Raw genomic sequence first — 21,237 nt, forward strand, 5'->3', positions numbered from 1 at the left:
TGGTTCGGAGCCGCCGGACCGGCGGATCATCAAAGCATCAGCAACCTGCAAGACGGGTTCGGAGGCCATCATGCTGATGCATCAAGGAATCGGACTCGACCGCTTCAACACCCTGACTCGCGGTCGCGCCGTGCACGCCCTGTTCGAATGCTGCGCCAATGTCACCTGGGCCGCCCGGCTCGCCGACGCCCGCCCGTTCCCCGATCGGGACGCGCTGCTGGCCCTGGCCGACGTCGAGGTGCTCGCCCTGTCCCAGCCCGACCTGGATCGTGCGCTCGACGCAATCGTGCACGGGCCGCCGGCCGAGCGGACGGTGGGCGAGCTGGCCCGGATAACCCGGGACCGGATCGACACCATGCTCGGACCGAGCGACGGGTTTCCGGAGTACCGCACGTAGTTCGATTCGGCGTGGATCGAATCACTTCCGGCGGGAAATCCGCCGGTCATCCGGGGTGCTCCGACGCCACGATCGGGGCGGTCCACGCGAACCCGGACGATCTGGGCGTAGTTTCGTCGTGTGACCGAAGCACTACCGCCCGAGACCGGCATCGAGATCCCGGATGATCTGAGCGGGATCACCGCCGAGCTGTACCGCGCCTCCATGCGCCACTATCCGGCCGGCGTCACCGTGGTCACGCTCGACTCCCCCGACGGCCCGGTCGGCTTCACCGCCACCTCGTTCGCGTCGCTGTCGCTGGAACCGCCGCTGATCTCGTTCAACATCGCCGACACCTCCTCCAGCATCCGCGCCCTGCTCAACGCCGAGTCGGTGGTCGTGCACATCCTCGGCGAACACCAGCAGCACCTGGCGCAGCGCTTCTCGCGCAGCGCCGATCAGCGCTTCACCGATCACTCACTGTGGACCACGCTGCCCACCGGCGAACCGGTCCTGCACGGCACCCCGATCTGGTTCCGCGCCGTGGTCCAGCAACTGATTCCGATCGGTGACCACACCTTCGTCGTCGGACTGGTCACCCGGGTGCACGACCAGACCGAGGAAAAGCCCTCCGCCGCACCGCTGCTCTACTACAACGGCCGCTACCACCGCCCGGTCGAGCTGGATCACTAGCTCCGCCCAGCAAGGAAAGCCCCGCAACTCCACGAGGAGCTGCGGGGCTTTCCTGTGGCGTTACTTCTGGGCCGGGCGTCGTTGACCGCCCCAGGAGAAACGAACTCAGACCGCGGTCGCGGTCTGCTGGCTTGTCCGCTCGACGAGCGAGACGAGTTCGGCGTTGAACCGGTCGGCGGCCTCGACATTGCCGAGGTGACCGGTCGGCCAGACGTGGTAGTCGACCAGGCTGCCGGCGCCGCGCAGCGCCTCGACGATCGGGCGGCTCATCCGCTCCGGCAGCAGCTTGTCGTGCTCGCCCGCGATCACGGTGGTGGGCACGGTCAGATGCTTGGCCGCGTCACCCAGATCCATGTCCGCGAGCGCGGCGGCGTGCAGGCCGCGGGCCAGCGGTCGGCAGGAACGCACGACGCCGAAGGAGAAGTTCACCTCGTCGGCGGTGGCGGCCGCGGCCATCACCCGGTTCTTGAAGATCAGGTTCACCGGCCACAGTCCGGGCAGCGGCACCGGCGCGGAGAGCACGGTCTCCGCGAGCGCGATCGGCATGCGAATGCCCGCGCCGAACAGGGTGACCGGACGCTTGGCCACCGAGAGCGGCTTGTTGAACAGGGGTAGCAGATCGGTCTCGTACCGGATGCCGCCCGCGGCGGTGTTCACCAGCAGCACCGCGGCGGCGCGCTCGCGCACCTGCTCGGGGTAGCGAGCGGCCCACGCCTGCAAGGTGATTCCGCCCATGCTGTGCCCGGCGAGGACCGCACGGCGGCCGCGCGGCAGGGTGGCGTCGAGGACGGCGCTGAGATCGTCGGCGAGGGTATCGGCGCTCGGGCTGCGGCGGCCCAGGTCGCTGGCGCCGTGGCCGCGCTGGTCGTAACAGACCACGCGGTAGCGCTCCGCGAGCGCGTTGATCTGCGGATTCCAGTACTCGATGCTGCAGCTCCAGCCGTGGATCAAGACGATCACGTCACCGTCAGCGGGGCCGTAGGCGTGCACCCGGAGCCGGGCGCCGTCCACGGTGGTCACCGGGATGGACTGGGGCGCGGTGGCGGGCTTGTTCAGCGCCGCGGTGGCAAAGGTGCGAGACCGCAAACCCGCACGGTAGGCGGCGGTTAACGGCTCGGCGCCGCGGACCCCCGCCAGCGTCTTCATCGACGTGACCAGCATTCGAGCACTCCTTTGTGTCTGCCGCCACAGTACAGTGCAAGCTGCGTGCTAGCTAGTGCAAGCACTGGATGACGGAAATCCTGGCTCAAACTGCTGGATACCCGAAAATCGGTCCGGCGAACAAATAGGTCGGCGACCGAAAATGCCGGAGCGCCAGAGGTTCCGGGCCGTGTCGGCAGGCACTGGCATGATCGCGGCATGGCGACCGAGCAGATCGGCCTCGCGGCCCCGATACCTGTCCTGCGGATGTTCGACGTGGCGAAGGCCTACGAGTTCTACCGCGACTACCTCGGCTTCACCGTCGACTGGGAGCACCGATTCGGCGACAACTTCCCGCTGTACGCCCAGGTCTCGCGGTCCGCGGCCAAGCTGCACCTCAGCGAGCACCACGGCGACGGCACCCCCGGATCGGTGGTGTGGATCGCCGTCGACGACATCCACGCCTTCCATGCCGAACTCGCGCCCAAGGACTACCGATACGCCAAACCCGGCTGCCCGGAGGACGGTCCGGGCGGTCCCGGGTTCGACCTGACCGACCCGTTCAGCAATACCCTGCGGTTCGCGCAACCGGACTGAGCGCAGGACGTGGCGGGGAACGCGGCGGCGCGGCTACCGTGGTTGCTTGTGGACAGCACGCACCTCGCACCCGGACCGGCCGCGCACCCGGCGAAGCATTCGGGCTGGCGCGCCTTGCCCGCGCCGCTGGTCACCGCGGCCGCGGGCATCGGAGCCGTTGCGCTGCTGCATTTCCGGGATCCGCACGTGGAAGGGTCCTACGGGCTCTGCCCCATCTACGCGCTCACCGGGATCTACTGCCCCGGCTGCGGCGGCATGCGCGCGGTCCACAACCTGACCGACGGGCGGCTCCTGGATTCGCTGCACAGCAATCTGATCGCCATTCCGCTGCTGCTCACCTTCGCCTGGTTCGTCGGCATGTGGACGACACGCGCCTGGCGCGGACAACGCCTGACAGTCCCCCGGGTCGACCGGCGCGTCCTCATCGCCTTGGCCGTGCTCGTCATGGTCTACTCCGTACTCCGCAACACCGCGTGGGGCACCTGGCTCGCCCCCGTCTGATTGTTCGACGACCGAAAGGGCACGCGAGGACCATGAGCGATTCCCTGAAACAACGCGTGCGCGCGAAACTCGTCCGCCAGCTCGGCGCGGACGGCGCCCCGGATTCCGAACAAGACGATCCGCGCCAGATTTCCGTGGCCACCGACCTGGAGAACCTGGACAGCGTCGCCGAGGACGACCCGCTGATCGAAGAGCTCGCGGCGCGCTACCTGGTCTTCTAGCGAGTAGGCGGCGGCAGCGCGGGCAACGGCTCGCGGCGCAGCCAGCTGTCCCACAGCGCGCGCAGCGGCACCGCGCTGTAATGCCCGGCCAGATCGGTGAATTCCTCGGTGCCGACCGAGGCATGCCGGTAGCGAATGGTCCAGTCCCGCAACAGATCGAAGAACGCGAGATCACCGAGTTCCAGCCGCAGCGCGTGCAGGGTCAGCGCGCCCCGTTTGTACACGCGGTCGTCGAACATGCGCAGCGGGCCGGGGTCGCCCAGGACGATGTCCTGGGGTTGCCGCGCCAGGTTGTGCCGGGCCGCGCGGGCCTGCTGATCGGCGGTGGGCCCGCCGGCCGCCTCCGACCAGATCCATTCGGCATAGCAGGCGAAGCCTTCGTGCAACCAGATGTCGCGCCACTGCCGGATGGTGAGGCTGTTGCCGAACCACTGGTGCGCCAGCTCGTGCGCCACCAGCCGCTCGGCGCCGCGCCGTCCGTCGCAGTGGTTCGCGCCGAAGATCGAAATCCCCTGTGCCTCAATGGGGATTTCCAGCTCGTCATCGGTGATCACGACGGTGTAGGTCTCGAACGGGTAGGGACCGAACCGCTCGGTGAACAGCTCCATCATCTCGGGTTGCCGCGCGAAGTCGTGCTCGAAGGGCAGGCGCAGCCGGGCCGGCAGGATCGCGTGCATCGGCACGGGGCTCTGCACCGGCCCGACCCGGTACCGCTGATATGGCCCGATCTGGATCGTCGCCAGGTACGTCGACATCGGTTCGGACTGCTCGTACACCCAGGTGGTCTGGCTGGCCTTGGTCTGTTTGCGCAGCAGTTTGCCGTTGGCCAGGGCGTAGAACGGGCTGTCGGTGGTGATCGAAATGCGGTAGCTGGCCTTGGCACTGGGGTGGTCGTCGCAGGGGAACCAGGAGGCCGCGCCATTGGGCTGACTGGCCACCAGCGCGCCCTCGGTCAGTTCCTCCCAGCCGACTTCACCCCACGGCCCGCGCACCGGTTTCGGCACGCCCGCGTACTGCACGACCAGCACCAGCGCGCCGCCCGCCGGGATCTTCTGCGCGGGCGTGAGCACCAGTTTGCCGTTCTGGTGCGTGTACTTCGCGGGCTTCGCGCCGTTCACGAAAACCTTGGTGACCGAAAGGGATTGGGACATGTCCAGCGCGAACCGGTCCCGGGCCGCGGTGCTGACGGCGGTGATGTCGGCGCGGCCGGTGAGGCGATTGCTGGCGACCTTGTAGACCAGGTCCAGTTCGTAGCGCGAGACCCGGTAGCCACGGTTGCCGTTCTGCGGCAGGTATTCGTCGATCGGCGGCTCGTAGAACTTGGCCGCCATCAGCGCTCACCCGGCCAGGGGGCGATCGGGTTGCCCCACCACCGGGTCGACGGCGGCACCGAATCACCGCGCATGACCAGCGAAGCGGGACCGATGGTCGCGCCGGCGCCGATCCGGGAGGCGGGCAGCGCGACACAGTGCGGGCCGAGGGTGGCGCCGGGATCGAGGGTGACGGTGTCCATGGCCATGATGCGGTCGTGGAACAGGTGGGTTTGCACCACACAGCCGCGCTCCACGGTAGCGCCGTCGCCGAGAGTCACCAGGTCCGCCTCCGGTAGCCAGTAGGACTCGCACCATACCCCGCGGCCGATCCGCGCGCCGAGGCCGCGCAGCCACAAATTCAGCACGGGCGTGCCGGTGGCGGCGCGCGCGAACCAAGGCGCGGCCACCGTCTCGACAAAGGTGTCCGCGACCTCGTTGCGCCACACGAACGAACTCCAGAGCGGGTGCTCCTCGGCCCGGATCCGGCCCACCAGAAGCCATTTCGCGGCCACCGCGCTGGCGCAGGCGACCGCGCCGGCCAGCAGCAGCACCACGCCGCTGAGCAGGGCCGCGGTCAGGTGGCCGAAGGTCTGCGCCAGCCAGGCCAGCGTGAAGATGACCCCGAGCCCGATCGCGAAGGTCACGAAGACCGGGATCAGCCGGCAGGTTTCGACGACGGCGCGGGCCACCCGCAGCCGCGCGGGCGGATCGAAGGTGCGCTCGGTGCTGGCGTTCTCCGACGCCCGGCGCAGCCGGACCGGCGGACTGCCCAGCCACGACGAACCGGCCTTGGCTTTGGACGGGGCCGCCGAAAGCACCGCCACCAGGCCGTTTTTCGGGACCCGCCGACCCGGCGCGGTCATCCCGGAATTGCCGAGAAACGCCCGCTTGCCGACCTTCGCCTCGCCGATCCGCAGCCAGCCGCCGCCGAGTTCGTAGCTGGCGATCATGGTGTCGTCGGCCAGGAACGCGCCGTCGGCGACGGTGGTGAACTTCGGCAGCAGCAGCACCGTGGACGCCTCCACCCGCTTGCCGATCTTGGCCCCGAGCAGCCGCAGCCAGATCGGGGTGAGCAGGCTGGCGTAGAGCGGAAACAGGAAGGTGCGCGCCGAATCCAGCAGCCGCTCGGTAGACCAGGCCTGCCAGCCGACGCGGCTGCGCACCGGGTGATAGCCCTCCGTCAGCCCGATGCTGAAGAGCCGGACCGCGAGGATCGTGATGGCGGCGTACACCCCGAGACTGAGCAGCACGGCGACCGGCAGGACCGCGAAAGCACGGCTGAGTCCGGCGGTGAGGGTGGGAGTGTCGCGGACCCACCAGGCGATGAAGACGCCGCCGGTACCGAGGCCGAGAATCGGCACGGCCGCCAGCACCATCGAGGTGATGCCGAAGATCAGCACCCAGTGCGTGGCCCGGGCCGGCGTGGCGTCGGGCCAGCGGTGTTGCGCCTTACCGACTTTCACCGCGGGCGAGCCGCCCCACTCCTGCTCGGCCTTGACCTTCCCTGCGACCGCGGAGCCGGGCGCGATCTCGGCGTTCTTGCCGATCTTGGTGCCGGGCAACAGGATCGAGCGCGCGCCGACGACAGCGCCGGGCCCGATGGTGATCGGGCCGATGTGCACCAGGTCCCCGTCGATCCAATACCCGGACAGGTCGACCTCGGGTTCGATACTGCAACCGTCCCCGAGCTCGAGCATGCCGGTGACCGGCGGCAAGGTGTGCAGATCCACGCCCTGCCCGATCTTCGCGCCCAGCGATCGCGCGAACGGCACCATCCACGGTGCACCCGATAGGTTTTCCGCGCCGCTGGCCTCGGATAGCCGCACCGCCGTCCACAGGCGCAGATGCACCCAGCCGCCGCGCGCGTAGCTGCCGGGTTCGACACCGCGCAGCAGCACGCGGGAGCCCACGACGCACAGCGCCATCCGGCCCGGAGGGGAAATGAAGAGCAGGAACGCGACCAGCGCCCACCACCAGGACAGGTGTGGCAGCCACGGCAGCGCGCCCGAGCGAGCGGCGATATTGCCGACGATCGCCAGCCAGGTCAGCCACTGCAAACCCGTCAGCGTCGTCAACGGGATGGTCGCGAGCACTTGGAACAGCTGCGCGCTCAGCGGCGTCGGGCGCACGATGCGCTCGTCGACAGCCTCGACCGGGGCGCTGGCATCGAGGAAGTCGGCCAGCGCGCCGAGGCGTGGATGATCGTAGAGATCGGCGACCGCGACGTGCGGGTAGCGCTCTCGCAGTGCGGCAACCAGCTGGGCGGCCGCCAGCGATCCGCCGCCGAGGTCGAAGAAGTCGGTGCCGGGCCCGGTGGCCTCCGCACCGAGAATCGAATCCCACAGTCCCGCGACCCAGAGCGCGGTCGGGGTCAGACCGGTGTCGGCATCGGCGTCCTTGTTCTTGGGCAGCGGCCAGGGCAACGCGTTCCGGTCGACTTTGCCGGAGGTGCGGGTCGGCAATTCCGCGACCACGGCCAGGCGCGGTACCAGCGGGGCCGGCAGCTGTTCGGCCAGCAGGGCGCGGGCGGCGGCCACGTCGAAGGTGTCGTCCGGTCCGGTCAGGTAGCCGACCAGAATCTTGTTGCCCGCCTTGGTGGTCCGGATCGCGGCCGCCGCGCCGGTGACCCCGGGCAGATGCTGCAAGGCGTTGTCGATCTCGCCGAGCTCGATCCGGCGGCCGCCCAATTTGATCTGATCGTCGGCCCGGCCCAGGAAGACCAGGCCCGCCCGGTCGTTCCGCACCAGATCGCCGCTGCGGTAGGCCCGTTCCCAGCCGACCGAGGCGAGCGGCGCGTATTTCTCGGCGTCCTTCGCCGGATCGAGGTACCGCGCCAGGCCGACGCCGCCGATGACGAGTTCACCGGATTCGCCCTCCCCCACCGGATTTCCCGCCGCGTCGACGACCGTGAGGTCCCAGCCGTCCAGTGGCAGGCCGATCCGGACCGGCCAGGTGCCGTCGAGCAGCGCGGCGCAGGCGACGACGCTGGCTTCGGTCGGGCCATAGGTGTTCCACACCTCGCGGACCGTGTCCGGATCGCCGTTGCCCGCGAGCTTTTCCGCTAGTTCCGGCGGCACCGCTTCGCCGCCGAAGATGAGTAGTCGAACCGAATCCAGCGCCTCCGCGGGCCAGGTCGCGGCCAGCGTCGGCACCGTGGAGACAATGCTGATCTCGCGCCGCACCAGCCACGGCCCCAGGTCGGCGCCGGTCCGCACGAGCGCGCGCGGCGCCGGCACCAGGCACGCGCCGTGCCGCCAGGCCAGCCACATTTCCTCGCACGAGGCATCGAACGCCACCGACAGCCCGGCCAGCACCCGGTCGCCCGGGCCGATCGGCGCGGCTTGCAGGAACAGCCGGGCTTCGGCGTCGACGAACGCGGCGGCGTTGCGATGGGTGACCGCGACACCTTTCGGCGTCCCGGTGGACCCGGAGGTGAAGATGATCCACGCGTCGTCCGCCGGCGTCGGCAGCTCGGTGGATTCGCCTGCCGCAGTGCCGGTTTCGATGCCGGTGCTTTCGATCCCGGCGGCGGTGACGATCGCGCTGACCCGGGCCTCGCCGAACACCAGTCGCGCCCGCTCATCCGGATCATCGGCGTCGACCGGGACATAGGCCGCGCCCGCGTGCAGCACCGCGAGGATTGTGACGTAGAGAGCACTGGTGCCGGAGGGCATCCGCACCCCGACCCGGTCCCCCGCCCGCACGCCCGCCGCGGCCAGCCGCCCCACCACGGTGTCGACCTCGGCCAGCAGCTCGGCATAACCGAGCACGGTCGCGCCGTCATCGATCGCGGGCGCCTCGGGATAGGTGTCCGCGGTGGCGGCCAAGATATCGACAAGTGTCCTGGCAGGCGGGGTAAGAGCGCCGCGCAGCAACGGATTCGACAGCTCGTCTTCGCCCGCTACGGCATCGACCTCCGGCTGGAGCATGCGTCCTGCCCACCTCTCATAGACCTACCTAGCGCAGACGGCGGAAATCTTGCACGACTAGGGTTACCAGTGGGCAAACACCACGGGTGACCAACCGTCCAATGTACCCGCAGGCCCAAGCAATCCCGGCAAGCCGTGGGCTAAGCGGCCGATGCGGCGGTACCGACCCCCAGCGCGGCCAGTATCCCCGCCGAGATCTGCTCCAGCCGATCCCGGACAACAGGCTTGCGCAGCATCGCGACCGCCTTCGAGGCGAGCAGCGCCACCAGCACCATTTCGACTGCGGCGATGGAGGATTCGATGGCGCCCAGGGCGAGGGTGTTGGCGAAAGTGACCTCGGCGAGGAACTGCGGAAGCACCGCCAGGTAGAACAGCCCGACCTTCGGGTTGAACAGGCACGAGATCACCCCCGCGGCGAACGCCGAGCGAATCGACGCGGGCGCGGCCGGGCGCGCCTGCGCCGCCGCCAGTTCGGCACCGGCCGCCGCGGCTTCCTTCCGCGCCTTCCGATGATCGACGAGGGCCCGAATCCCCAAGTACAGCAAGTAGATTCCGCCGACCACCTTCAGCACCCGGTAGGCCGTCGCGGACTGTTCCAGCAGTGCGGCGACGCCCGCCGCGACCACCAGCGCCCACACCATGCCGCCCAGCGCCGACCCGACCGCCGCCGCGATCCCGGGTCGCGCATCCGCGATCGAGTAGCGCAGCACCAGGAACGTGTCCGGGCCGGGCGTGATCGAGAGCAGGACGCAGAGTCCGATGAAGCTGAGCAGCAGCGAAAGTGTCACCCCTCCATGGGACCGCATCTCGGCCGAGAATGCAAGGTTATTCCTCTAAATGCATTTTTATTCAGCCTGAAGGTCAGCGAACGCGGTGGTTGACAGCGTGCCGGTCGGTCTGCCAATCTCGGTTCAGGTCATGAGTACCAGCGCTAAGCCCCGGCTAGCTGGTCGGCAACCCTCCTCCGCGGTGGGGTGCTCCGGGTGACGACCCGGCCGTACGCCCATTCGGGCGCGGCAAGCGCGGACTCGACCGATCTCTCGATTGCGGGTCCCTGGAACGATGGGATTTACGTGATGACTGCTGTGGCTACCAAGACCTGCGCTCCGCTCGCTCGGGTGTCCGGCGACGATCTTCAGGTGCCGCTCGTGCAGGGCGGGACCACCACCTACGCCAACTTCGACTACGCCGCCAGCGCGCCGGCTTTGGCCCAGGTCACCGACCGCGTGCAGCAGCTGCTGCCGTTCTACGCCAGCGTGCACCGCGGCGCCGGCTACGCCTCCCGGATCTCCACCGAGTGCTACGAGGGCGCCCGCGCCTCGGTCACCCGGTTTCTCGACGCCGCCGACGACCAGGTCGTCGTCTTCACCCGCAACACCACCGACTCACTGAACCTGCTGGCCGCCTGCGTGCCCGGCGACACCGTGGTCCTCGACATCGAGCACCACGCCAACTTCCTGCCCTGGACCGAGCACGGCCGCCGCGTCGTCCGCGCCGGCGACACCATCGAGGAGACCATCCGGCTGCTGGTCGCGGAACTGTGCACCAAACCCGCCGCCCTGCTGGCCGTCACCGGCGCCTCCAATGTCACCGGCGAGGTGCTGCCGCTGGAACGCCTCGCGCAGATCGCCCACCAGTGTGGCGCCCGCATCCTCGTCGACGCCGCCCAGCTCGCTCCGCATCGCCGAATCAGCCTGCGCGACACCGGCATCGACTATCTCGCCTTTTCCGGCCACAAGCTCTATGCCCCGTTCGGCGCGGGCGTCCTCGTCGGCCGCCGCGACTGGCTCGATCAAGCCGAGCCGTACCTGGCCGGCGGCGGCGCGGTCCGCGAGGTCACCACCACCGGCGCGCAATGGGCCCCGGCCCCGCAGCGGCACGAGGCCGGTTCGCCGAACGTCCTCGGCGCCGCCGCGCTCGCCGCCGCCTGTGACGCCCTGTGTCAGATCGACCCGGAAACCCTGATCGCGCACGAACGCGAACTCGCCGAACGCCTGCGCGCGGGCCTGTCCGCCATCCCCGGCGTCACCCAGTTGCGCCTGTGGGCCGACAGCCCCGATATCGTCGGCATCGTCGCCTTCACGGTGGACGGCTTCGCACCCGGCGAGGTCGCCGCCTACCTCTCCGCCGAGCACGGCATCGGCGTCCGTGACGGCCGCTTCTGCGCCCACCCGTTCCTCGCCCGCCTCGGACTGGACGGCGCGCTGCGCGCCAGCATCGGCCTCGGCTCCCACTCCGCCGACGTCGACCGGCTCGTCGACGCCGTCGCCGCACTAGTGGCGAACGGCCCAGGCTGGCAGTACGCCCAGACGGCCGGCCTGTGGAACCCCACCCCCGAAACCCGGAACTTCACCGACGGCGCGGCCGGCGCGGCCGCCTGCCTCTAGACCGACTTCCGCCCGGGATACGAAACCATCCCGGGCGGAAGCCTGTCAGCGGTGCTGTCAGTTCAGCTTGAATTCGAGCTGACCAAGCTTCTTTTCGATCTTCTCGACGGTCCCGACCAGGTCGCCCAGTCGAGTCGAGAGTCCACCCTTGGACTCGCTCGAGGTCTGTTCGTCGGTCTGTCCCTCGGACTTCTCGCCCCCGGGCGTCTCGGATTCCCCGGCCTGCCCCTCGGACTCCTCGGCCTTGCCCGCCTCGGACTCCTCGGACTCATCGGCCTGCGTGTCGGGCTCGACGGCCTCCTCGGCCTTCTTCTCGGCCTCCTCCGCCGGAGCACCAACTGTCGTCCGCGGCGCCGTGATCGCGGTCATATCCGTATCAGCCGCTGCGACAGCGGCTCCCTGCAACGCGGCGCCGACAGTAGCCGCGGTCACGATCACTAGCGAGATTCTTCGCACGATGACTCTCCTAAATGTGTGGGCGGTTTCCAACAGATCGAGCCCGATCCTAAGAACCGAGCTCACCCATATCTCCGACCAAACCGCCCGCCCACCTATCCCCACCCAGTGCGACGGGTCCCCGCGGCGGCGTCTGCCCGATCCGCTCACCGCACTACGCTGAGCGTCGATGGGTACGTCACAGACCAGGCACAGCTACTCCGGGCAATCGGTTCTCGAGCGACGCGCGGAACGCCGGGCGTTGTTCATGGAGGCGGCGCTGACCGTGTTCGCCGACAAGTCGTACGCGAAAAGCTCTGTGACAGAGATTTGCTCGGTCGCGGGTTTGTCCCGCCGGCAGTTCTACGAGGTGTACGACAGCCGCGAAGACCTCCTGATGGCCGCCTACGACGCCGCACACCAGGCCGCCCGCGAAGCCGTCGCCGCGGCCGTCGCCGCGACTTCCGGCGGCTCGGCGCGCGAGCTGGTCTCCGTCGGCCTGACCGCCTACCTGGACGCGATGGTCACCGATATCCGCCGCGCCAAAGTCGCCTATGTCGAAGTCGTCGGCGTCAGCGATCGAGTCGAGCAGCATCGGCTGGGCGTGCGCGACGAATGGGCGCGGACCATCGAGGCCATCGCCTCGAACGTGCCCGAGGTGCGAGCCCCGGCCTGCGGGTGGCCCACCGCCATGGCCGGCTTCATCGGCGCGCTCAACGGCGCGGCTCATCACTGGAGCATGGACGAGCAGCGGCCGCCGGTCCAGGCGCTGGTCGACATGTTGTCGACGGTGCTGTTCGCACTGCTGATCCCGGCCTCGACCGAAGCCTGATTGCGATCCCCATCACGTTCGTGTCATAGTGACCCCCATCATTGAGACGCAGGTGTCTCAATGCGGGACCAAGGATGTGGGTCGAGGATGACCATCTGGAAATCACGCGCGCTGCGCCGCACCGCAGCCGTGCTCGTGGGAATGAGTGCGATCCTGGCCGGGACGACGACGGCCGTCGCGGAACCGGAGCCGGCCGCACCCGCCATCCCGGCCGCGCCGCTGGTCCCATTGCCGCCGGAATTCGACCCCGCGTTCTATCGGCCGGCCGCGGACGTCATCGCGAACACTCAGCCCGGCGGCCTGATCGCGGCCCGCCAAGTCAACGTCGCGAACTTCGGGATCATCCCGCTCAACGTGGACGCGTGGCAGGTTTCCTACCGCTCCAACAACACAGCCGGACAACCGATCCCGGCCGTCGCCACCGTATTGAAGCCGCGCGGCGTCGCCCCGGAACCGCGCAAACTGCTGTCGGTGCAGATCGCCGAGGACTCCCTCGCCGGCTACTGCGCGCCGTCGTACGCGCTGCAGCACCTGTCGGTCGCCGCCTTCGCCGGTCAGATCGTGGCGCCCGCCGAATTCATCTTCGCCCAGGCCGCTCTGCAACAGGGCTGGGCCGTCGTCATCCCCGACCACCAGGGTCCGAACTCGGCCTACGCGGCCGGCCCGCTCGCCGGGCGCATCACCCTCGACGGCATCCGCGCCGCCACCGCGTTCGAACCGCTGGGCGTCGGCGCGCAAGCTCCCGTCGGCATGTACGGCTACTCCGGCGGCGCCCTCGCCACCCAGCACGCCGCCGAACTGAAGCAGAGTTACGCCCCCGAACTCAACGTCGTCGCCTCGGCCACCGGCGGCAACGGCCCCGACCTGGGCGCCGCCCTCAACATGGCCAACAACCAGGCCACCGCCGGGCTCGTCTTGGCCGCGGTCATCGGATTGACCCGCGAATACCCGTACTTCGCCGAATACATCGATCGCAATATCGACCCGCTCGGCCGGGCCCTGATGATCGCCAAGAACCCGCTGTGCGTGCAATACCAGTCCATGCTGCTGCCCTTCATCGACCTGAAGGGGCTGCTGTGGTCCGCCGCGGGCGACCCGATGCGTAATCCGGCCGTACAGCGCGTCATGGAGGAGACCCGGCTCGGTAAGACGGTCCCGGACATGCCGATGTTCATCTGGCACTCGCGCTGGGACGAGATCCTCCCGCTGGGCTCGGCCAACCAGATGGTCGACACCTACTGCGCCGACCCGCGAGCCAACGTCCAATACACCCGCGACTGGGCCAGCGAACACATCGTCGCCGAAGTCAGCGGCGGCCCCGCCGCCCTGCTCTGGCTCCGCGACCGGCTCAACGGCGTTCCCGCCCAACCGGGTTGCAGCACCACCGACGTCGCCTCCATGGCCGCCGCCCCCGGCGTCCTCCCCTACGCCGGCTCCGTCCTCGGCGAAACCGTGATGTCCCTGTTCGGAAAGCCCATCGGCTCCTGACCCCATCTTGCTGTCCAGGTCGCCTGACCAGCCGTTTTCGCGATCTGGACAGCAAGGCGATAGACTCGCGTCGCCGTCAGGCACGCCGCCTTAGCTCAGTCGGTAGAGCGCTTCACTCGTAATGAAAAGGTCGGGGGTTCGATTCCCCCAGGCGGCTCCACGCGAAGAGGCTCACGCTCGTTCAGAGCGTGAGCCTCTTTTTTGTTTCCGGGCTACCTCAGCAACCCCACGGCTGGCACGTCGGCTTCGTAGTGGTGGTCGGCGGGATGGTGGGCTCGGTCGGCGGGCGCGGAGTGGTCGGGGCCGGGCAGGACCACGGGTCGCAGGTCGCGGTCGGCTTCGTGGTCGGGGTGCTCGGCGGGCAATCCCACGGGTTGCACGGCGGCGTGGTCGTGGTGGTCGGCGGCACGGTGGTGGTCGGCGGCGTCGTGGTGGTCGGCGGCGTCGTAGTCGTCGCAGGCAGGGCCGGCAGGACCTTGACGTCCACCTCGGCTACCTCGGATTGGTAGCCGTCGCCGCGCACGATGGTCGAGATCCGGTAGTTGCCCGCGGTGGGCGGGGTCCAGTTGATGCTGGCGGTGGCCTCCGGGTAGGGGCCCGAGCCGTACCCGGTGCCGATCAGCTTCCGGGACTCGCCGTTCAGCGAGGCGAAGAACAGGCCGCTCATGCTCGACTTCACCACGAGAACGGTCATCTTGTAGGTGCTGCCGGCGTAATGCACATCGCCTTCGACCCGCAGAGCCTTGTTGAAGCTGATGATGTCGGCGGATGCGGTCGGTACGGAATTCGGCAGCGCCGCTGCCCCCAGGCCGATGGCCGCTAGCCCGGCCAAGGCGACAACGAATCTGGCAACGCGTTTGCGGATCAATTTGATACTCCCCACATCTCACACGCGACTGCGGACCGCAGTGCGCGTGAGGCACGGTATCGAGCGGATCGGACGGGTGCAATACCACTTGACGCACCGCTCTGAACGTCGTCATCGATCACTCCTATCACAGCCCTGAGCTGGATAAACAGGCCCATCAACGGGCGCAAAACTCGGGAAGATCAGCTCGCGCAGCGCACGCCGCGATCGCATCCAGCGCAGCGAGGTTTCACTGACCGACTCGAGCAATCGGAGCAACCATCCGTGTGCTCCGATGCGCAGACTCCGACCGCATTCGGTGCTCGCGAAACCCGGTCAGCACCCCTGGCCGGTCGAGTGCCTGGCAAGCGGGCCGCCCGTCCAGGTGCTGGCCTCTCAGCCCTGGTATCGCTGGGCCGCAACCGCTTTCGGCTGACTGCATAGGTGCCCGACTTCGCGATCAGAGCCAGCCCGGGGTTGTCTGATATCGCGTCCCATTTCGTAGCAGCCGCTTTGCGGCAGGGGCCAGCTTATTCAGCATCCCCAGGGCGGGCACGGCGGTTTGGTGGTGGTCACAGGCGGACTGGTCGGCTGGGTCGCAGTCGGGCGAGGGGTTGTCGGCGCTGGGCACAACCACGGATCGCACGTCGAAGTCGGCTGTGCGGTCGGGGTACTGGGCGGGCAGTCCCACCAATTGCACGGCGGGCTGGTCGTGGTGGTCGGCGGCACGGTGGTCGTCGGGACAACCGTCGTGGTCGGCGGCACGATCGTTGTGGGTGGAACTGTCGTGGTCGGCGGCTCAGTCGTAGTCGGAACAATTGTTGTCGTCGGCGGCTCGGTCGTGGTCGGCGGAACCGTCGTAGTCGGCTCGGTCGTGGTCGGCGGAGCCGTTGTTGTCGGTGGTTCAGTCGTCGGAGCAGCAGTCGTCGTCGGGGCGACGGTTGTGGTCGGTGGCACGGTGGTGGTCGGAGCGACCGTGGTCGTCGGCTGGGTGGCGAGGACCTTGACGTCCACCCGATCGATGTCCGAGTAGTAGCCGTTGCCGCGCATCGTGGCGGCGATGGTGTAGGTCCCCTCGGTGGCCGGGGTCCAGGAAATGCTGGCCTTGGCCTCGAGATAGGGACCGGAGCCGACGGCCTCGCCGATCAGCTGCCGGGACCCGCCGTTGAGCTGGTAATAGAAAGTGCCGATGTAGCCGGCCTCCATCACCGAGGCGGTGAGCGTATAGGTGCTGCCTGCGTAGTGCACATCACCGGAGACCCTGAGGCCCTTGTTGAAGCTGATGATGTCGGCGGTCGCGGACGGTGTCGCGGACGGCAGTGCCGCTGCCCCCAGGCCGATGGCCGCGAGAGCGGCCACAGCGCCGATGAATCTCGAGACGCGTGTGCGGATCAAGTTGGTACTCCCCATTTTTCGCTCGACACCGCGGATCGCAGTGCGCGTGAGGCACCGTATCGATCAGTTCAGCGAGCAGCAATACCCCTTGACGCACGATGGGAGCGGCCCGAGTAGCCGACGCCGAATCACCGCTCTGACCTTTGAAAACAGCACAAAGCAACCATCGAAAACCTCGGCCGACTCGACTCAGAATGCCGGACGAAATGATCGCAAGAAGCGCAGTGAGGCTTCACCGCGCGACTCGCACATCGGGAGCAGTCACACCGGGGTGCCGCTCACCGCAATCCCCCTGTGCCTCAAGCAGTCTGGGCCGCAATGAGAGTCGCGGTCATCGCCGCCAGCGCGAATCGAGGTTTGACATTCGTGTCGAGAGCTTCGCGACAAGCGAGGACGGCTTCGATCGAACGGAGCAAGCCTTCGGGCCGGACGCGATCGGCCAAATCATGAATCTGGTCGGACAGATCGGGATGGGTAAGGGCGACCCCGGAGCCGTTGCGCGCCGCACCGAAGCGGACGGCGAGGGCGTCTCGGTAGACGCCCGCGACGTCGATCAAAGCGCGGTCGAGGGCGTCGCGACCGGTCCGGGTGGCACGCGACTTCTGCCGCCGCTCCAGATCTTTGAGGACACCGGCCGAACCGCGCGTCGCGCTCGCCGCGCCTTTTCCGGTGCCGCCGGCGCCCAAGGCGGTGGCGAGCTCTTCGCGCTCGCGCTCGTCGCGCGCCGCGCTCATCTGCTTGGCTTCGTCGTCGGCGGATTTCACCAGCTCGTCGGCAGCGGCATAAGCCGCGCCCGGACGGCTCACCGCCGCGACCAGACCCAGCGCCCGTTGCCTGCGGGCGCGAGCTTCCGCATCGGTGGCCAGGCGGCGGGCACGACCGACATGGCCGCCGCTGATGGACGCCGCCCAGTCGGCGGTCTTCTCATCGAGCTGGTCTCGGTCCCGCAGCACCTGCGCGATCGCCGCGACCGACGGCGTCACCAAATGCACGTGCCGACACCGCGAGCGCAGCGTGATCGAGATGTCCTCCGGGTCCACCGAGGGCGCGCACAGCAGGAAGACGGTGCGGTCCGGCGGCTCCTCGACCACCTTCAGCAGCACGTTGCCCGCGGCTTCGGTCAAGCGATCGGCATCCTCGATGACGACCACCTGCCAGCGCCCCGTGCTGGGCCGGCGCGACGCGACCTGCACGATCTCGCGCATCTCCTTGGTGCTGATGCTCAGCCCCTCGGGGATCACGCGGCGCACGTCGCCGTGCGTGCCGGCCATGGTCGTGGTGCAGGCGTGGCAGCGGCCGCAGCCGGGCGAACCTTCGTCGGTACATTGCAGCGCGGCCGCGAAACACAGGGCAGCAATGGATCTGCCCGAACCTGGCGGACCCGTGAACAGCCAGGAGTGCGTCATCGCACCTTCGATGACGCCGGCGCGCGCCGCGATGGCGGCAGCCGTCAGCTCGGACTCGACCGCATCCTGGCCGACCAACCGATCGAAGACACCTGGCACGGGCTACACCCTAGCGGGCCGCACCGACACCTCAGGACACTCGGCTATAGGTGCTGTTCTGGCCGTCGAGCTCTTCCCGAATGATGTCGGCGTGCCCGGAGTGCTGCGAGATTTCCCGCAAGATGTGCAGCAACGTGGTCCGCACCGACTGCCAGACGCGTCCCTCCACCCAAGGGTTCGTCGGCGTCGGGATGGAGGTGTCCAAGCTGTCGACAGTCCGGATCAGCTCGGCGGTCGCCGCGGCCGTCTCCGCCCAGGCCGCGAGCAATCCCTCGACGGTCTCCTCGGGCGCCATCACGTACTCACCGCCGAACGTGGAAACGTCCAGCGCCGCGTGCTCGTCGCGATCGATGATCACCTTGGTCCAGTGCCGCTCACAATTGTTCAGGTGATGCAGCAGACCGCCCAGGGTCAGCTCGCTGGCCGTGGTGCGCTTGCGCGCCTGCTCCTCGTCGAGACCGCGCACCGTGATCTTGAACAGCTCGCGCTGCTCGGCGAGCATCGCGATCAGATCCTCGCGCTCCTGATCGATGGCCATGGGAGTTGATCCTTTGACTCAGGCCTTCTTGGCGGCGGTCTTCTTCGCGGCGACCTTCTTCGTGGTCGTCTTCTTCGCCGCCGTCTTCGTGGCTGTCTTCTTCGCCGCCGTCGCGGTGGTCTTCTTCGCGGCCTTCTTCGCCGGCGCCTTCTTGGCCGCCTTCTTCACCGGCCCGCGCGCCCGCCGATCCGCCAGCAACTCCGAAGCCCGCTCGTCGGTGATGGATTCGACCTCGTCACCCTTGCGCAGGCTGGCGTTGGTCTCACCGTCGGTGACGTAGGGACCGAAGCGACCGTCCTTGATCACCATCGGCTTGTCGGTGGCGGAGTCGTTGCCGAGCTCGCGCAGCGGCGCCGCACTGGCCGCCTGCCGGCCACGCCGCTTGGGTTCGGCGTAGATCTTCAGCGCCTCCTCCAGCGTCACGGTGAAGATCTGATCCTCGGTGACCAGCGAGCGCGAGTCCGTGCCCTTCTTCAGGTACGGGCCGTAGCGGCCGTTCTGCGCGGTGATCTCTTCCTTGGACTCGGGGTCGACGCCGACCACGCGCGGCAGCGACAACAGCTTCAACGCGTCGTCGAGCGTGATGGTCGCCAAGTCCATCGACTTGAGCAGCGACCCGGTGCGCGGCTTCGGGGCGGCCGCTTTCTTGGCCGTCTTCTTCGCCGGAGCAGCAGGAGCCGCCTCGGCGGCGGGCTCAGGCAGGATCTCGGTCACATACGGACCGAAACGTCCTTCCTTGGCGACGATTTCGTTGCCGGTCACCGGATCGGCGCCGAGCTTGCGACCCTCTTGCGGCGTCGAGAACAGCTTCTCGGCGACCTCGGCGGTCAGCTCGTCCGGCGGCAGATCGTCGGGCAGGTTCGCCCGCTGCGAGATCGAATCCCCTTCGGGGTCATCGGGATTGGTGACCATCCGCTCCAGGTACGGACCGAACCGGCCGACCCGGACCACCACATCGCGGCCCTCTTCGTCGACGAACAGCTTGATCGAGTTGACCTCACGCGCGTCGATGTCGTCGAGTTGCTCGCCGACCATCTTCTTCAGCCCGCCCGAGCGCGCCACCGACCCGTCGACACCGTGATCGCCACCGAAATAGAAGGAGGACAACCAGTTTCCGCGCTGCTCGCGCCCACCGGCGATGGCGTCGAGGTCGTCTTCCATGGCGGCGGTGAAGTCGAAGTCGACCAGCCGCCCGAAATAAGCCTCCAGCAGCCCGATCACCGCGAACGCCACCCACGATGGCACCAGCGCGCTACCGCGCTTGTACACGTAACCGCGGTCCAGGATCGTCTTGATGATCGAGGCGTAGGTGGACGGACGCCCGATGCCGAGTTCTTCCAGCGTCTTGATCAGCGAAGCTTCGGTGAAACGCGCGGGCGGATTGGTGCTGTGCCCATCGGGATTCAGCTCGACCGCGGTGACGCCCTGGCCCTGTTCCAATGCGGGCAAACGGGATTCGGCGTCGTCGGACTGGCCGCCGGCCTCCTCGTCCACGCTTTCCACATAGGCCTTCAGGAAGCCCGCGAAGGTGATGGTGCGACCGGAGGCGGAGAACACACACTCCTCGCCGGTGCCCGCGACGCCGGAGATGCGCAGCGTCAGCGTGGTGCCCCTGGCGTCGGCCATCTGCGAAGCGACGGTGCGCTGCCAGATCAGCTCGTAGAGCTTGAATTCGTCTGTGTCGAGCCGGGAGTGCAACTGGCCCGGCGTCTGGAAGGTGTCGCCGGAGGGACGGATCGCCTCGTGCGCTTCCTGCGCGTTCTTCACCTTGCGGGTGTACTGACGCGGCGACGGCGAGACGTAATCCGGCCCGTATAGCTGTGTGGCCTGCGAACGCGCCGCGTCGATCGCCGACTGCGACAACGTGGTCGAGTCGGTACGCATATAGGTGATGTAGCCGTTTTCGTAGAGCCGCTGCGCGACCCGCATCGTGCGCTCGGAGCTGAACCGCAGCTTGCGGCCCGCCTCCTGCTGCAACGTCGAGGTCATGAACGGCGGATACGGCTTGCGCGAGTACGGCTTCGATTCCGCCGAGGAAACCACCAGGTCGGCGCCGTCGAGCGCCTCCGCGAGCCGGCGAGCGTAGGTCTCGTCCAGCACGACGACGCCGTTGCCCTTGAGCTGGCCGTCGGAACCGAAATCCCGGCCACTGGCGACCCGGGAGCCGTCGACCTGAACCAGCCGCGCCCCGAAGGTGCGCGGGTTCGACGAATCACTGCCGGAGTCCGCGCCCGCGTCGAGTTTCGCGGCGATATCCCAGTATTCGGCCGAGCGGAACGCCATGCGCTCGCGTTCGCGCTGCACGATCACCCGGGTCGCGACGGACTGCACGCGGCCCGCCGACAGCTTCGGCATGACCTTCTTCCACAGCACCGGACTGACCTCGTAGCCGTAGAGGCGGTCCAGGATGCGGCGGGTCTCCTGCGCGTCGACCAGGTCGTTGTCGAGTTCGCGGGTGTCGGCGGCGGCGGCCTGAATGGCCGGCTCGGTGATCTCGTGGAACACCATGCGGCGCACCGGCACCTTGGGCTTGAGCGTCTCCAGCAGGTGCCAGGCGATCGCCTCGCCCTCGCGGTCGGGGTCGGTGGCGAGGTAGAGCTCGTCGGCATCCTTGAGCAACTGCTTCAGCTCGGAGACCTTGGCCTTCTTCTCCGGGCTGACCACATAGATCGGTTCGAAATCGTGATCTACGTCGACGCCCAGGCGGGCCCAGGACTCGCCCTTGTACTTGGCGGGAACGTCCGCCGCACCGCGCGGCAGGTCCCGAATATGACCGACAGAGGCTTCGACCGTGTAGTTACGACCCAGGTACGGCGCGATCTTGCGGGCCTTGGTCGGGGACTCGACGATCACGAGACGACGCAGGGGACGGCCCTGGTCGGCTGTACCGAGGTCTCGTGCTGCCACCGGCGAATACACCTTTCCTTCTCGACCCGCGCGACGCTGGTGCGTCATCTACCGCGGTTTGGGGCAAGTCGACCCTTTCGAGCGACCTGCAAGCAGTCGCTAGCGATGGCAACATCTGCCGCCGCTACCAGAC

The 21,237-nt window shown here is 68.4% G+C and carries 18 protein-coding genes, 1 tRNA gene and 1 riboswitch; of the genes, 9 read left to right on the forward strand and 10 right to left on the reverse strand.

Annotated elements, in window-relative coordinates; genetic code table 11:
• Positions 1–70 precede the first annotated feature (70 nt).
• Positions 71–397: a 2-oxo-4-hydroxy-4-carboxy-5-ureidoimidazoline decarboxylase gene (locus AB0M14_RS04075; protein ID WP_364988555.1), complete on the forward strand. Its 327-nt coding sequence runs from the start codon at positions 71–73 to the stop codon at positions 395–397.
• A 204-nt stretch (positions 398–601) separates the two neighbouring features.
• Positions 602–1,069, forward strand: a complete 468-nt coding sequence (locus tag AB0M14_RS04080; protein WP_364991282.1) for a flavin reductase family protein — start codon at positions 602–604, stop codon at positions 1,067–1,069.
• A 105-nt stretch (positions 1,070–1,174) separates the two neighbouring features.
• Here AB0M14_RS04080 and AB0M14_RS04085 read toward each other — a convergent pair whose 3' ends face one another.
• A complete protein-coding gene (locus AB0M14_RS04085) occupies positions 1,175–2,230 on the reverse strand; it encodes an alpha/beta fold hydrolase (protein WP_364988558.1) in 1,056 nt (351 codons plus the stop codon).
• Positions 2,231–2,428: 198 nt separating this feature from the next.
• On the opposite strand from AB0M14_RS04085, the gene AB0M14_RS04090 reads away from it, so the two are divergent.
• From AB0M14_RS04090 to AB0M14_RS04100, 3 genes are read left to right on the forward strand one after another with little or no spacing between them, the layout of a single operon-like run.
• Complete coding sequence (locus AB0M14_RS04090) at positions 2,429–2,806, forward strand: glyoxalase superfamily protein (protein WP_364988562.1); 378 nt, start codon at positions 2,429–2,431, stop codon at positions 2,804–2,806.
• 48 nt (positions 2,807–2,854) lie between these two features.
• The gene (locus AB0M14_RS04095; RefSeq protein WP_364988564.1) at positions 2,855–3,307 is read left to right on the forward strand and encodes a DUF2752 domain-containing protein; all 453 of its coding nucleotides are present in this window, start codon (positions 2,855–2,857) and stop codon (positions 3,305–3,307) included.
• Positions 3,308–3,339: 32 nt separating this feature from the next.
• A complete protein-coding gene (locus AB0M14_RS04100; RefSeq protein ID WP_364988565.1) occupies positions 3,340–3,528 on the forward strand; it encodes a hypothetical protein in 189 nt (62 codons plus the stop codon).
• Here the strand turns inward: AB0M14_RS04100 and AB0M14_RS04105 are convergent.
• The 3 genes from AB0M14_RS04105 to AB0M14_RS04115 all read right to left on the reverse strand — a co-directional run bounded on the left by AB0M14_RS04105 (position 3,525) and on the right by AB0M14_RS04115 (position 9,558).
• The gene (locus AB0M14_RS04105) at positions 3,525–4,859 is read right to left on the reverse strand and encodes a M1 family metallopeptidase (protein WP_364988567.1); all 1,335 of its coding nucleotides are present in this window, start codon (positions 4,857–4,859) and stop codon (positions 3,525–3,527) included. The genes AB0M14_RS04100 and AB0M14_RS04105 overlap by 4 nt on opposite strands.
• Complete coding sequence (locus tag AB0M14_RS04110; RefSeq protein WP_364988569.1) at positions 4,859–8,770, reverse strand: Pls/PosA family non-ribosomal peptide synthetase; 3,912 nt, start codon at positions 8,768–8,770, stop codon at positions 4,859–4,861. The genes AB0M14_RS04105 and AB0M14_RS04110 overlap by 1 nt, the downstream gene beginning before the upstream one ends.
• A gap of 140 nt (positions 8,771–8,910) precedes the next feature.
• Complete coding sequence (locus tag AB0M14_RS04115) at positions 8,911–9,558, reverse strand: LysE family translocator (protein WP_364988572.1); 648 nt, start codon at positions 9,556–9,558, stop codon at positions 8,911–8,913.
• 126 nt (positions 9,559–9,684) lie between these two features.
• A riboswitch (SAM riboswitch) is annotated at positions 9,685–9,799 on the forward strand.
• Between the two features lie 47 nt (positions 9,800–9,846).
• Between AB0M14_RS04115 and AB0M14_RS04120 the strand changes: the two genes are divergently transcribed.
• Positions 9,847–11,157 (forward strand): aminotransferase class V-fold PLP-dependent enzyme, encoded by a 1,311-nt coding sequence (locus tag AB0M14_RS04120; RefSeq protein ID WP_364988574.1) that lies wholly within the window; start codon positions 9,847–9,849, stop codon positions 11,155–11,157.
• A 57-nt stretch (positions 11,158–11,214) separates the two neighbouring features.
• Here AB0M14_RS04120 and AB0M14_RS04125 read toward each other — a convergent pair whose 3' ends face one another.
• Entirely contained in the window at positions 11,215–11,595 is a 381-nt protein-coding gene (locus AB0M14_RS04125) for a hypothetical protein (protein WP_364988576.1), read from the reverse strand.
• Between the two features lie 187 nt (positions 11,596–11,782).
• Here AB0M14_RS04125 and AB0M14_RS04130 point away from each other — a divergent pair, with 187 nt between their 5' ends.
• From AB0M14_RS04130 to AB0M14_RS04140, 3 genes are all read left to right on the forward strand, one after another.
• On the forward strand, positions 11,783–12,424 hold the full coding sequence (locus AB0M14_RS04130) for a TetR/AcrR family transcriptional regulator (protein ID WP_364988579.1): 642 nt from the start codon (positions 11,783–11,785) through the stop codon (positions 12,422–12,424).
• 93 nt (positions 12,425–12,517) lie between these two features.
• Positions 12,518–13,912, forward strand: a complete 1,395-nt coding sequence (locus AB0M14_RS04135; RefSeq protein ID WP_364991285.1) for a lipase family protein — start codon at positions 12,518–12,520, stop codon at positions 13,910–13,912.
• Between the two features lie 84 nt (positions 13,913–13,996).
• Positions 13,997–14,072: transfer RNA gene (locus tag AB0M14_RS04140), tRNA-Thr, on the forward strand.
• 57 nt (positions 14,073–14,129) lie between these two features.
• On the opposite strand, the gene AB0M14_RS04145 is transcribed toward AB0M14_RS04140, so the two are convergent.
• The 5 genes from AB0M14_RS04145 to topA form a co-directional block, all read right to left on the reverse strand.
• Positions 14,130–14,795, reverse strand: coding sequence for a hypothetical protein (locus AB0M14_RS04145; RefSeq protein ID WP_364988580.1), 666 nt, complete (start codon positions 14,793–14,795; stop codon positions 14,130–14,132).
• 498 nt (positions 14,796–15,293) lie between these two features.
• On the reverse strand, positions 15,294–16,154 hold the full coding sequence (locus tag AB0M14_RS04150) for a hypothetical protein (RefSeq protein ID WP_364988582.1): 861 nt from the start codon (positions 16,152–16,154) through the stop codon (positions 15,294–15,296).
• Between the two features lie 299 nt (positions 16,155–16,453).
• The gene (locus AB0M14_RS04155) at positions 16,454–17,659 is read right to left on the reverse strand and encodes a DNA polymerase III subunit delta' (protein WP_364988584.1); all 1,206 of its coding nucleotides are present in this window, start codon (positions 17,657–17,659) and stop codon (positions 16,454–16,456) included.
• Positions 17,660–17,690: 31 nt separating this feature from the next.
• A complete protein-coding gene (locus AB0M14_RS04160) occupies positions 17,691–18,197 on the reverse strand; it encodes a DUF664 domain-containing protein (protein WP_364988586.1) in 507 nt (168 codons plus the stop codon).
• Positions 18,198–18,215: 18 nt separating this feature from the next.
• A complete protein-coding gene (topA, locus tag AB0M14_RS04165; RefSeq protein ID WP_364991288.1) occupies positions 18,216–21,050 on the reverse strand; it encodes a type I DNA topoisomerase in 2,835 nt (944 codons plus the stop codon).
• Positions 21,051–21,237 lie beyond the last annotated feature (187 nt).

Source organism: Nocardia sp. NPDC051832 (assembly GCF_040681285.1).
In the GTDB taxonomy this organism is placed as follows: domain Bacteria; phylum Actinomycetota; class Actinomycetes; order Mycobacteriales; family Mycobacteriaceae; genus Nocardia.